The organism is Variovorax sp. YR634, assembly GCF_900106655.1.
Lineage (GTDB): Bacteria > Pseudomonadota > Gammaproteobacteria > Burkholderiales > Burkholderiaceae_C > Variovorax.
In genome coordinates this window covers 520,173-532,611 of sequence record NZ_FNOL01000001.1, presented here as the reverse complement: position 1 = coordinate 532,611, position 12,439 = coordinate 520,173, and the positions used below count along the sequence as shown (strand labels likewise).

Annotated in this window: 8 protein-coding genes; 5 read left to right on the top strand and 3 right to left on the bottom strand. The window is 67.9% G+C overall.

What is annotated here, in order from left to right:
• Positions 1–3: 3 nt before the first annotated feature.
• Positions 4–1,314: a hypothetical protein gene (locus BLV60_RS02490; protein ID WP_093049296.1), complete on the bottom strand. Its 1,311-nt coding sequence runs from the start codon at positions 1,312–1,314 to the stop codon at positions 4–6.
• A 30-nt stretch (positions 1,315–1,344) separates the two neighbouring features.
• Entirely contained in the window at positions 1,345–1,884 is a 540-nt protein-coding gene (locus BLV60_RS02485; protein ID WP_093049294.1) for a hypothetical protein, read from the bottom strand.
• 166 nt (positions 1,885–2,050) lie between these two features.
• Here BLV60_RS02485 and BLV60_RS02480 point away from each other — a divergent pair, with 166 nt between their 5' ends.
• From BLV60_RS02480 to BLV60_RS02470, 3 genes are all read left to right on the top strand, one after another.
• Positions 2,051–2,626, top strand: a complete 576-nt coding sequence (locus BLV60_RS02480) for an RNA polymerase sigma factor (protein ID WP_371127341.1) — start codon at positions 2,051–2,053, stop codon at positions 2,624–2,626.
• 28 nt (positions 2,627–2,654) lie between these two features.
• Positions 2,655–3,416 carry an anti-sigma factor gene (locus BLV60_RS02475; RefSeq protein ID WP_093049288.1) on the top strand — a complete coding sequence of 254 codons (762 nt, stop codon included), beginning with the start codon at positions 2,655–2,657 and terminating at the stop codon, positions 3,414–3,416.
• 101 nt (positions 3,417–3,517) lie between these two features.
• Positions 3,518–4,276, top strand: coding sequence for an SGNH/GDSL hydrolase family protein (locus tag BLV60_RS02470; RefSeq protein ID WP_093050382.1), 759 nt, complete (start codon positions 3,518–3,520; stop codon positions 4,274–4,276).
• A gap of 10 nt (positions 4,277–4,286) precedes the next feature.
• Here the strand turns inward: BLV60_RS02470 and opgC are convergent, their stop codons facing one another.
• A complete protein-coding gene (gene opgC, locus BLV60_RS02465; RefSeq protein WP_093049285.1) occupies positions 4,287–5,429 on the bottom strand; it encodes an OpgC domain-containing protein in 1,143 nt (380 codons plus the stop codon).
• A 265-nt stretch (positions 5,430–5,694) separates the two neighbouring features.
• On the opposite strand from opgC, the gene BLV60_RS02460 reads away from it, so the two are divergent.
• Both BLV60_RS02460 and BLV60_RS02455 read left to right on the top strand, forming a co-directional pair.
• The gene (locus BLV60_RS02460) at positions 5,695–11,676 is read left to right on the top strand and encodes an alpha-2-macroglobulin family protein (RefSeq protein WP_371127346.1); all 5,982 of its coding nucleotides are present in this window, start codon (positions 5,695–5,697) and stop codon (positions 11,674–11,676) included.
• 73 nt (positions 11,677–11,749) lie between these two features.
• Positions 11,750–12,439, top strand: coding sequence for a hypothetical protein (locus BLV60_RS02455; protein ID WP_093049279.1), 690 nt, complete (start codon positions 11,750–11,752; stop codon positions 12,437–12,439).

Sequence of the window (12,439 nt, the reverse complement as noted above, 5' to 3'; positions counted from 1 at the left end):
GCGCTAGGCCGCCGGGGTCGGCCGCAGCAACCAGCGCACTTCCTGCGTCTGCTCGCTGTCGGGGTAGCGCGACTCCATCGTCGTCAGGATGGGCTGCGCCATGTCGGCCCGGCCCAGCCCCTGCACCAGCGCGCGGGCGGCCAGCTCGTAGGCCTGCGGAATCGCCTCGTTGCCGCGAAAGCGCTTGTCGAAGCCCGACAGCAGTGCCAGCGTGGCGTGCGCATCGCCGTTGCGCCATTCGGCGCGCGCCATCGCGATCACCATGGCGGCATCGTCGAGCGCGAAGGCCTTGTCCTTTTCCTTGCAGGCCTTGAAGACCTTGAGCGCCTCCGAGGCCAGGTCGCGCCGCATCAGCAGCGGGATGAAGCGCCGCGCCTGATCGAGCATCGTGTCCTTCTTGTCGGGCATCAGCGCCAGCACACGGTGGTAGCGGCGCTGCGCCGCGAGGTCGTCGGACGCGGCCGTGCGCTGGGCCTCGTAGGCCGAGCCCAATGCGGCGGCGAGGTCGCCCTCGGTGATCAGCTGCGCCACTTCTGCGTCCATGCGCTGCGCGGCGATCTGCTCGGGCGTGCGGCGGTCGACCGTGGCGCCGTCGCCCAGTTCGCTGCCCGGCACGGCGTCGAAGCCGAAGGCGTCGTGGTGCTGGAACATCACGTAGCCCAGCAGGCTCGCCATGACCCAGCCGAAGTAGATGAAGGCGAAGTTGATCACCGGCAGCGCGATGCGCCCGTCGAACATCGGCAGCAGCATCGACAGCGCCACCTGCGCGCCCGTGCTCAGCAGGAACAGGAAGAAGCACAGCAGCGCATACGGCCAGCCGATGATGCGCATCGCGTCCATCACGTTGCCGGGGTTCATCGCCTGGAAGAAGCTGGCCGACTGCACCAGCACGATCACCGCCGCCGGGAACGTGAACGACATGACGAACAGCCCCACCGTGCCGAGGATCGGCGCGTACCAGGCAAGCCAGCCGATGAGAAAGGCCTGCACCATCGTGATCGCGAACAGCTTCCACGGCAGGTAGGTCCAGTCGTCGCTGGACTCGCGGCCGAAGTCCGCCGAATCGCGGATGCCGCGCGCGCCCAGCGCAATGATCTTGAAGCCGTAGCGGCTGGCCGCCAGCATGATGCCGACCTCGATGACGAAGAGCGCCAGCGCGTCGGGCAGGAAGAAGATCGCGTCGAAGAACAGGCTGCAGAACGACAGCAGCAGCCCGTAGGCCAGCGGCCGCATCTGGAACGGAAAGGCGAAGAAGCTGTTCAGGCGGTGCCAGAACGGCGGTGGCGGCGGCGCCGCATCCTTGACGACGATCATGGCAACGACCCCCTGTTTTTATGGATTCGCTTACTTGCGGAAGAAATCGCTCTGGCTCATGGCGCCCCGGCCGCCCAGGCGCACCACGGTGGCCTCTTCGGCATGCACCAAGCGCATCTGGCCCAGCTCGCTCTCCAGACGCTGCGTGAAGCTGGTCTTGAGCTGAATGACCGACTCGCCCATCTGCAGCACGCTGGTGCCCTTGACGATGGCGCTCTTGCGGTTGGGCGCCACTTCGACGGAATCGATGTGGTAGTCGTAGTCGAGGGTGAGGATGCCGCCCATCTGGTCGCCGACGCGGCGCAGGATCTCGAAGGTCTTGTGCTGCGCCTCGCAGGCCTCGTCACGGTTGTGCGAGGTCTCTTCCGTGCGGCCCATCATGGTCGTCTTGCTGTCGATGACGGCCTTGCGGCTGAGCTGCTTGCACAGCTTGTCGGCGTCGCGGGCGGCAATGGCGCGCGCTTCCTTCTGGTAGTAGTCGCGCACCATCGGCTCGTCGAGCTTGCGACCGCCGATAAAGAAATACCACGCGCCCACGCAGAGCACGATCGCAATCGCAATTTGCTTCATTTCCCCGCTCGCGCGTGTGCGCGTCCCTCTAAATTTTGCGGGCAGTATACGTTGCCGAATGTTTCCTAAAGACTGCATTCGGCCCCAAATCGGGCCTGCGGCATGAATCCGGCCACCCGGGCGCCCCGTATATCTGGCATGTGCATCGATGCCCCACAATCCGCGGATGCCAGCTCCCAGCCCCGACGCCGAACTGATGGCGCTGATCGACCGCATCGGCCATCGCGACGAAGCCGCCCTGCGCCAGCTCTACGACCGCACCTCGCCCAGGCTGATGGGCCTGGCGATGCGGGTCGTGCGGCAGCGCGAATGGGCCGAGGACGTGCTCCAGGAGGCCTTCCTGACTGTCTGGCGAGTCGCCGGCGACTATCGCGCCTCGCTCAGCCCGCCGCTCGCATGGCTCGGGCTGATCGTGCGCAGCCGGGCGCTCGACCTGCTGCGCCGCCGCACCGCCGACCGCGCCCAGCTGACCCAGGAATTCGACGAGCTCATGGCCGACCAGCTCGAATCGGACGCGCCCAACCCGGCCGACACCGCCGATGCGAGCGAGCAGGCCTGGGCGCTGCACCAGTGCCTGAGCCAGCTAGAGGGCCGCCAGCGCGAGGTGGTCAGCCTGGCCTACCTGCGCGACATGAGCCACGGCGAGCTGGCCGAGCAACTGAAGCTGCCGCTCGGCACGGTCAAGACGTGGATCCGGCGCGGGCTGGAAAAGCTGCGCGTCTGCATGGGGCGCTTTGCGTGAGAGCGACGATGAACAAGGCAGCCTCCCAATGAACCTCATCGCCCACCCCGAACTGCTCGAACTGCTGGCCGCGAGCCATGCGCTCGGCACGCTGCGCGGCGGCGCCCGACGCCGCTTCGAAGCCCTGGCCCGCGAACAGGCACCGGTGCGCGCCGCCGCGCTGGTCTGGCAAGGCCGGCTCGCGGGCATGACCGAACTGCAAACCTCGGTCGCGCCCGACCCAGCCGTGTGGACCCGCATCCGCAACATGATCGACGCCGAGCAGTCGGCACTCGCCATCGAACGGCAACGCGATGCCGCCAATGCCAGGGCCGACAGTGAGCCGCGCCAAGGCGGCTGGCTGCGCAGCCTCACGCTGTGGCGCGGCGCCACCGCCGCCGGCGCGCTGGCCACGGTGCTGGCCGTGGCGGTCGGCCTGAACCTGCGCGACCAGCTGCACAACGCCCCGGCGGTGCAGTACGTGGCCGTGCTGAGCGACGACAAGGACGCAGCCTCGATGCTCGTGACCTTCGACCCCAAGAAAAAGCAGCTGGTGCTTCAGCGCGTGGGCGGCTTCAATGAAGGCAACGACAAGTCGCTGCAGCTCTGGGCCCTGCCGCCGGGCGGCGCGCCGCGATCGCTGGGTGTGCTCGACAACGCCCCGGGCCTGCGCCTCGCGGCATCGGAGTCCGACGTGCATGCCGTGCCTGCGCTGGCCATCACGCTCGAAGCCAAGGGCGGCGTCCCGCCGGGCAGCGGGCCGAAAGGACCGGTCCTGTTCAAGGGCGCGCTCATCGAGAAAACCATCTAGGCGGGACCCGGCTGTCAACGATCACGGCCCCTGGGGCGTCGTGATGGAAAATCCGCCTACCGCTCGCTCCCCGCCCTTCTTCCGTTCTTCCGATGCATTCGATGAAAACCGCGCTGGCCGCGATCGCCCTGCTCGCCGCAGCGCTCACAGCGCACGCCCAGTCCAGCTTCTTCCCCCAGGAATCCGAGACGGCCGCTGCCGAGGCCGCGGCCGCGCGCGACTACCTGGCCGCAAAGGACCGCTGGCACAACGAGCTCGCGGCTTTTGCGCGCGCCGACCAGGAACGCTTTCCCGCGCCCGGCGGCGTGGTGTTCGTCGGCAGTTCCACGGTGCGCATGTGGACCCGCCTGCAGCAAGATTTCGCGCGCGTGCCCGGCGGCGTGATCAACCGCGGCTTCGGCGGCTCGACGCTGCAAGACTGCAGCTTGTTCGCCCGCGACCTCGTGGTGCGCTACAAGCCCCGGCAGGTGATGGTCTATGCGGGCGATAACGACCTGGCCGAGGGCCGCACGCCGCTGCAGGTGCTCGACAGCTTCGCGCGCTTTGCCAACGCGGTGCGCGCCGAGCTGCCGGATGCGCGCATCAGCTTCATCTCGGTCAAGCCCAGCCCCTCGCGCGAGCAGCTGATGCCGCAGATCCGCGAGACCAATCACGTGATCTCGGCCTACCTGAACCTGCTGCCCAACAGTGAGTTCATCGATATCTACACGCCGATGCTCGGCGCGGATGGCCGCCCGCGCATGGAGCTTTTCCGCGGCGACAGGCTGCACATGACGGACGAGGGCTACCGACTCTGGCACTCGGTGATCGCGCCGCACCTGCCTGTTCCGCCCGCGCCGCCGACGGCCAGCCTGCCCTGAACCTGGGCGCTCAGGCCGGCGCGGGCTCCGACGGCACGTCGTCCGCCGGCGGCGGCACGTCCGCCCCACGCGTGAAACGCGCCACGAAGTACATCCCCGAGAACACCGCCAGCAGCAGCAGGCCGTCGCCCCACCATGGCCGTGCCGTCTGGCTGTCGCCGTAGAAGGCCAGCACCAGCAGCACCGCCACCAGGTGCGCGCAGAACACCGGCAGCGAGGCCGAGCCCATTGCCTCCAGCCAGCGTAGCCGCGGAATGCGCCGCATCAGCCAGGGCCCGAAGCGCACCGCCAGGATGCCCAGCGCCACCAGGTTCACCAGCCGCAGCGGCCCGAGCTGCCATTTGTCGAACAGCAGGTTCAGCTCCACGTCGCCGCCGAACGGCGCCTGCCCGTTGATGCCGGTGTGGCGCCAATAGACGCCGTACAGCGCGATGCCCGCCGCCAGCACCAGCAGCCACGCCGGAAAGCGCAGCGGCCGGGCTTCCGGCCCGTTGCGGGTGGCGCCGATGCACAGCCCCGCGAACCACAGGAACTGCCAGGCGTAGGTGTTGAACGCGCCCATCTCGTGGAACGGCACCGGCACACCGAGGTAGCGCTCTGCCAGCCCGTAGACCCATTCGCTGAGCCCGAACTGCGCCGCCGCCCACACGGTCGCGCTCGCCACCATCACCCAGGTCCAGCCATGGCGCATGGCGAAGGCCAGCACCCAGGGGCTCAAAAGCATGAAAAAGATGTACATCGGCAGGATGTCGAGCAGCGCCGGCTCGTAGATGAGCAGCAGCCCGAACAGGAAGCCCTCGCGCGGCTCCGCCAGGTAGTACGACACCAGGTTCTTCACGGCCGGCTGGTCGATGTGCAGCCCCACCGCCGCGATCACCGTGAACAGGAACAGCAGGATCGCCGCCTGGCACAGGTAGACCTTCAGCACGCGCCTCCAGAAGGCCTGGCGCATCGAATCGACCCCGCGCAGATAGCCGATGCGGCTGTACACCAGCCCGGCCACGAAGGCCGACAACAGCACGAAGCCCTCTGCCGCCGAAACGAACCCGAAAGGCTGGCCCAGCGGATCGGTCAGCCGGGTGGGAAGGTGGGTGACGGTCATCAGCACGAGCATCAGCCCGCGCAAGGCGTCTATTTCCCAGTAGCGTTTCATCGGTCGGCGGCGAGGTCTTGGTGGCGGTCCGCGCGGCGCACGCACGACAGCGGCTGATTGTAAGAAGGCCGGTGTAAAGACGTTTCGGGGTGCGTGCGAACGACACCGTCGTAGTGAGCGCAGCTCCGGACAGCGCCGACGGCCTATGACTGTTGGCACTGCCGAAGCGTCGCGCAAATCGGCTACGCTGCGCGCTGCCTCAAGGTGGAGATACAAAAAAGTGAACCGTTTCCTTCCAACATTGCTCCTGGCCGGCGGCGTCCTCATGGCCGGCCCGGGCTTTGCCCTCCAGATCACCAGCCTCTCGCCCCAGGGCGAGGTCGCGCGCGTACGCCAGGTCGTCGCCAAGTTCGACCAGGCCGCCGTCAACTTCGGCGACCCCAAGGCCCCCGCCCCGCTCACGGTGAGTTGCACCGACGCGCAGGCCGCCAAGGGCACGGGCCGCTGGACCGACGCCAAGGCCTGGGTCTACGACTTCGAGAACGACCTGCCGCCCGGCGTGCGCTGCACGGTCACCCGCATTCCCACCTTCAAGCCCGCCAGCGGCGAGCTGACCGGCCCCGAGCGCTACCAGTTCAACACCGGTGGCCCCTTCGTGCGCAACTACATGCCGGGCAGCTACAGCCGCATCGACGAACAGCAGATGTTCGTGCTCGAGCTCAACGGCGCGGCCACGCTCGACAGCGTGCGCCAGAACATCTGGTGCGCCGCCGACGGCGTGGGCGAGCGCATTCCCGTCAAGCTGCTCGACGGCGAGCAGCGCGCAGGCCTGCTCAAGGCCTTCGGCCGCGACAAGGCCGCCGAGAAAGACCCGCTGCGCTTCGTCACCATGCAGTGCAACCGCACGCTGACTCCCGGCGCCAAGGTGCAGGTCGTCTACGGCAAGGGCGTGGCCACGCCTTCCGGTGTGCCCAACAACGTGGAACGCCGCCTCGACTTCCAGGTGCGCGAGCCCTTCGCCGTCTCGTTCACCTGCGAGCGCGAGAACGCGCAGGCCGCCTGCCTGCCGCTGCGCCCGATGCAGCTGACGTTCAATGCACCGGTCACGCGCAAGCTGGCCGCGCAGATCCAGCTCAAGGGCGACAAGACCACCAAGGCCAAGCTCGAGAACGAGGGCGGCACGCAGAGCGACGATGACGTGGTCAACGGCGTGAGCTTCGAGCCGCCGCTGGCCGAGAGCACGCAATACAGCATCGAACTGCCCTCGAAGTTCGAGGACGCCTCGGGCCGCCCGCTGGCCTCGCCCGGCACCTTCCCGCTGAAGGTGGCGACCGGCATGATGCCGCCGCTGGCCAAGTTCGCCGCCTCGCCCTTCGGCGTGGTCGAGCGACTGGCCGAGCCCGACACCCCGGCCATGATGCCGGTCACCGTGCGCCGCGTGGAGCCGAAGCTGATGGTGAACGCCCTCACGCCCGGTAAGGTGAGCGACATGAACCCGAAGACCGACGCGGAAATCATCGCGTGGTTCCGCAAGGTGCGCCGCTACGACAGCTTCACCATCTCGCGCGAACAAGCCCGCAAGGACGTGAAGGGCCCGCTGCCCCCGGTCATCGACAAGGACGACCGCACCAGCCTGCAAACGCGCATGCTGTCGCTGCTGGCGGGCCAGTCGGGCGTGAAGGCGCTCGACATGCCCAAGTCGGACGCCGGCGATCCGCGCCCCTTCGAAGTCATCGGCATTCCGCTGACTCCCGGCTTCCACGTGCTGGAAATCGCCTCGCAGAAACTCGGCGAGGCGCTGCTCGACGAGCGCTACAACGCCGGCCGCACGATGTACGTGCGCACCACCGCGCTGGCCACCAACCTGGCCGTGCACTTCAAGCTGGGCCGCGAGAACTCGATGGCCTGGGTGACCACGCTCGACAAGGGCAAGGTCGTGGCCGGCGCCGAAGTGCGCGTGTCCGGCTGCGACGGCAAGGCCGTGGCCAGCGGCACCACCGATGCGAACGGCATCGTCATGCTGAACGGCGTGTCGCCGCAGCCGCCGTCGTGCAACGGCCCGAACGAATACGAAACGGGCGCCTGGTTCGTCAGCGCCCGCGCCAAGGACGACAAGGGCGTTGAAGACCTCGCCTTCACCTGGAGCGACTGGCAGCGCGGCATCGAGCCCTGGCGCTTCAATGTGCCGACCAACCTGCAGGCCGAGCCCGATCGCGTCGCCCACACCATCTTCGACCGCACGCTGCTGCGCGCCGGCGAAACGGTGTCGATGAAGAGCCTGATCCGCACGCAGACCAGCAAGGGCTTCGGCCTGCCGGAGAACCGGCCCGACACCCTTGTCATTACCCACACGGGCAGCGGCCAGCGCTTCACGCAGCCGCTGAACTGGCGCAAGACGGCTACCGGCGGCCTGAGCGCGGAGAACACATTCCCCATTCCGCCGGCAGCCAAGCTCGGCGTGTACGAGGTGATGCTGCGCACCGGCAAAGGCAAGGATGCCAACGGAGAAGGCGAGTCCGACGGCGACGAGGACTACGCCCGCAGCTTCAGCACCGGCATGTTCCGCGTCGAGGAATTCCGCCTGCCCGTGCTCGAAGGCCGCATCTCGCCCACCGAGAAGAAGCCGCTGGTGGCAGCCACCAGCGTGCCGACCGACGTGCAGATCAACTACGTGGCCGGCGGCGGCGCCGCCAACCTGCCGGTGCGCGTGTCGGCCATGGTGCGCGGCAAGGCCCTGAGCTTCTCCGACTACGACGCCTTCAGCTTCAATCCGCCGCGCGCCACGCAGGGCGATGGCACCGAGGCCGCCACACCGGCCGCGGACACGAGCGCCGGCGAGGAAGACCTCAACAGCGTGAACGACACCCGCGTGATCGCCGACAAGCTGCCGCTCACGCTGAACAAGGACGGCGGCGGCAAGGTCACCATCGACAAGGTGCCCAAGGTCAAGGCCGCGCGCGAGCTGCTGCTCGAAGCCACGTACGCCGATCCGAACGGCGAGGTGCAGACCATCCGCAGCACGCAGACGCTGTGGCCTGCATCCGTCATCGCCGGCATCAAGACCGAGGGCTGGGTCTCCACCGCCCAGAAGCTGAAGTTCCAGGCACTCGCGCTCGACCTCACGGGCAAGCCCCAGGCCAACGTGACGCTCAACGTGCGCGCCGTGGCGCGCATCACCACCACCAGCCGCAAGCGCATGGTGGGCGGCTTCTACACCTACGACAACAAGACCGAGACCAAGGACATCGGCACCGTCTGCAGCGGCAAGAGCGATGCGCGCGGCCTGCTGCTGTGCGAGTCGGAGCTGAAGGAAGCCGGCGAAGTCGAGCTCATCGCCAGCGCCACCGACAGCGACGGCCGCGACGCCAAGGCCGTGAGCTCGGTCTACGTGACGAAGCAGGGCGAGCTCTGGTTCGGCGGCGAGGACAACGACCGCATCGACGTGCTGCCCGAGAAGAAGAGCTACCAGCCCGGCGAGGTCGCCAAGTTCCAAGTGCGCAGCCCCTTCCGCTTCGCGACCGCGCTGGTCGCGGTGGAACGCGAAGGCATCATCGAGACGCACGTGGTGCAGCTCGACGGCAAGGACCCGACCGTCACCCTGCAGGTCAAGCCCGAATGGGGGCCCAACGCCTACGTGAGCGTGCTCGCCCTGCGCGGCCGCCTGCGCGAAGTGCCGTGGTACAGCTTCTTCACCTGGGGCTTCAAGTCGCCGCGCGAGTGGTGGACGGCCTTCTGGTACGAAGGCAAGGAATACGTGGCGCCGACCGCCATGGTCGACCTGAGCAAGCCGGCCTACCGCCTCGGCATGGCCGAGATCCGCGTCGGCACGCGCGCTCATCAGCTCGACGTGACCGTCACCAGCGACAAGCCCAGCTACCCGATCCGCAGCAAGGCGCAGGTCACCATCAGCGCCAAGCTGCCCGACGGCAAGCCGGCGGCAGGTGCCGAAGTGGCGCTGGCCGCGGTCGACCAGGCCCTGCTGGAGCTGATGCCCAACGACAGCTGGAACCTGCTCAACGCCATGCTGCAGCGACGCAGCTGGGGCGTGAGCACCTCCACCGCGCAGATGGAAATCGTCGGCCGGCGCCACTACGGGCGCAAGGCCGTGCCCGCGGGCGGTGGCGGCGGCAAGGGCCAGACGCGCGAACTGCTCGACACCCTGCTCGTATGGAACCCGAAGGTGGTGCTCGATGCCAACGGCCAGGCCGTGGTGACGGTGCCGCTGAACGACGCGCTCACCACCTTCAAGATCGTGGCGGTGGCCGATTCGGGCACCAGCCTGTTCGGCACCGGCCAGGCCAGCATCCAGGCCACGCAGGATCTGCAGATCATCAGCGGCCTGCCGCCGCTGGTGCGCGAGGACGACCAGTTCCGCGCGCAGATCACGCTGCGCAACACCACGCAGAAGCCGATGAAGGTCGAGGCCACGCCGCGCGCCACCCTGCTCACGCTGGAGCCGCAGACCGTGGACATTCCGGCCGGCGAGGCGCGTGAAGTGGCATGGACCGTGACCGCGCCCGCGCAGCTCGCGCAGACGCGCGCCGAAGCCATCCTGTGGGAGATCGAGGCGAAAGACATCATCGGCGGCGCGCAAGGTGCGAGAGATGCGCTCAAGGTGCGCCAGCGCATCGTGCCTTCGGTGCCGCTCACGGTGCAGCAAGCCACGCTGGTGCAGGTCGATGGGCCGTTCACGCTCGACGTGGCACCGCCCGCCGACGCCCTCCCCGGCCGCGGCGGCCTCAAGCTGTCTCTGCAGCCCAAGCTGGCCGAAGGCCTGCCGGGCGTGCGCGACTGGTTCGCGAACTACCCCTTCATCTGCCTCGAACAGAAGACCAGCAAGTCGGTCGGCCTGCGCGACGCGAAGATGTGGCAGGGCGTGCTGGCCCAGCTGCCGACGTACCTCGACAGCGACGGCCTGGCCAACTACTTCCCGCCGCGCGACGGCGAGGCCAACCGCGGCAGCGACATCCTCACGTCGTACCTGCTCGCGGCGACGAACGAGGCCGCGCAGCTCAACCCGGCCTTCGCGCTGGCCGACGACGTGCGCGCGCCGATGGAGTCGGGCCTGATCGCCTTCGTCGAAGGCCGCATCACGCGCGAGTTCTGGAGCCCGCGCAAGGACCTCGACGTGCGCAAGCTCGCCGCGCTCGAAGCGCTCTCGCGCTACGGCAAGGCCAAGGGCAGCATGCTCGGCAGCATCACCATTGCGCCGAACCAGTGGCCCACCAGCGCGGTGATCGACTGGCTCAACATCCTCAAGCGCGTGAACGACGTGCCGCAGCGCCAGCAGCGCCTGGACGAAGCCAACAACGTGCTGAAGGCCCGTCTCTCATACCAGGGCACCAAGCTGATCTTCAGCACCGAGCAGGACGACTACTGGTGGTGGCTGATGACCAACGGCGACGTCAACACCGCCCGCCTGCTGCTCAGCGTGATGGACGACCCGAGCTGGAAGGACGACATCGGCAAGCTCGCCAACGGCTTCATCGGCCGTCAGCAGAACGGCGCATGGCACACCACCACCGCCAACCTGTGGGGCGGGCTGGCGCTGGAGAAGTTCAGCAAGGTGTTCGAAAGCACGCCGGTGGCCGGCGTCACTGCCGCCACGCTCGGTGCAGTGAAAGCCCAGGTCAACTGGAGCCAGGTCGAACGCGTGAAGACCAGCGACCCGGCCGGTGCACCGAACCAGACCACCTTCTTCGGCGCGCCCGCTTCGCCGGGCAACCTGAAGAACAACACGATGTTCCTGCCGTGGGCAGCATCGCCGTCGGGCGCACCCGTGCGCGACACCCTGCTGGTAACGCAGCAGGGAACCGGCAAGCCGTGGCTCACGCTGCAGTCGATTGCCGCCGTGCAGCTGAAGGCGCCGTTCGCGGCCGGCTACGCCATCAAGAAGACCATCACGCCGGTCGAGCAGGCCACCGCGGGCAAGTACACGCGCGGCGACGTGCTGCGCGTGACGCTGGAAGTGAACGCCAGCGCCGACATGACCTGGGTAGTCATCAGCGACCCGATCCCCGGTGGTGCCACCATCCTCGGCGGCGGCCTCGGCCGCGACTCGCAGATCGCCACCCAGGGCGAGAAGAAGTCGGGCGCCGGCTGGGCCGCCTTCGAGGAACGCAGCTTCGAGGCCTTCCGCAGCTACTACGAGTACCTGCCCAAGGGCGTGGTGAAGATGGAATACACCGTGCGCCTGAACAACGTCGGCGACTTCGCGTTGCCGCCAAGCCGCGTCGAGGCGATGTATGCGCCGGAGATGTTCGGCGAGGCGCCGAATGCGCGGGTGAAGGTGGAGGCGGCGAAGTAACAATTTAGCGGTCATCGCTTCTTCACCGGCGGTCGTCACCATCGCGGCGAACCAACAACCTGGAGGAAAGATCATGGGTCTGGCTGTCTGTGTCGGCATGCTCGCCGAATTGCTCGAAGACGATCCCGAAAGCGCCGAGGGCTTCGAGGAAGAACTGGCCGAAGCCAACCGCGTGCTGGCCGCCGCGGGGCTTCCCCAGCACACGGAGCCACGCGAGCCGATGGAGCTCGACTCGCGCGCTTCGATCGACGGCTTCCCGTATTCCTTCATCCACTACCTGCGCCGCGCCTACGCCCACCGACTGCTCTCGCCCGACTGGGTAGCGACGCCGCTGCCGGACGACGTCGACCCCACGGCCGACCCGAAGATCCAGGCGCTGCTCGACGGCTCGGCAAGCCACCTGCTGTGCCACTCGGACGCGGAGGGCTTCTACGTTCCCATCGATTTCAAGGATGTGCTGTTCGACGGGGATGACAGCTGCGAAGAGGATGACGAGGACGACGAAGACGAGGAAGAAGAGGAAGCCGGCCTCCCCGGCGGCATGCTCGGCTCGTCCTACCGCCTGCTCGAAGAACTCGTGTTCGTGGCTCCGGCCCTGGGCATCCACCTCGACAACGGCAAGCTCTCGGACGAGGAAGCGGAACGCATCGACGCGCTGATCGAGGAAGACGGCGGCCTGTACCGGGAATACGTGTCTTGGCTGCTGCTGTATGAATCGGCGCGGCTGAGCATTGCGCACAAGACGGCGATTGTTTTCTGCTGA

Bases quoted from the DNA above. Each gene is read 5' to 3' on its own strand.
- BLV60_RS02470 (WP_093050382.1), top strand. From the start codon at position 3,518: ATGAAAACCGCGCTGGCCGCGATCGCCCTGCTCGCCGCAGCGCTCACA.
- BLV60_RS02460 (WP_371127346.1), top strand. From the start codon at position 5,695: ATGGCCGGCCCGGGCTTTGCCCTCCAGATCACCAGCCTCTCGCCCCAG.
- BLV60_RS02455 (WP_093049279.1), top strand. From the start codon at position 11,750: ATGGGTCTGGCTGTCTGTGTCGGCATGCTCGCCGAATTGCTCGAAGAC.
- BLV60_RS02475 (WP_093049288.1), top strand. From the start codon at position 2,655: ATGAACCTCATCGCCCACCCCGAACTGCTCGAACTGCTGGCCGCGAGC.
- BLV60_RS02480 (WP_371127341.1), top strand. From the start codon at position 2,051: ATGCCAGCTCCCAGCCCCGACGCCGAACTGATGGCGCTGATCGACCGC.
- BLV60_RS02485 (WP_093049294.1), bottom strand. From the start codon at position 1,884: ATGAAGCAAATTGCGATTGCGATCGTGCTCTGCGTGGGCGCGTGGTAT.
- BLV60_RS02490 (WP_093049296.1), bottom strand. From the start codon at position 1,314: ATGATCGTCGTCAAGGATGCGGCGCCGCCGCCACCGCCGTTCTGGCAC.
- opgC (WP_093049285.1), bottom strand. From the start codon at position 5,429: ATGAAACGCTACTGGGAAATAGACGCCTTGCGCGGGCTGATGCTCGTG.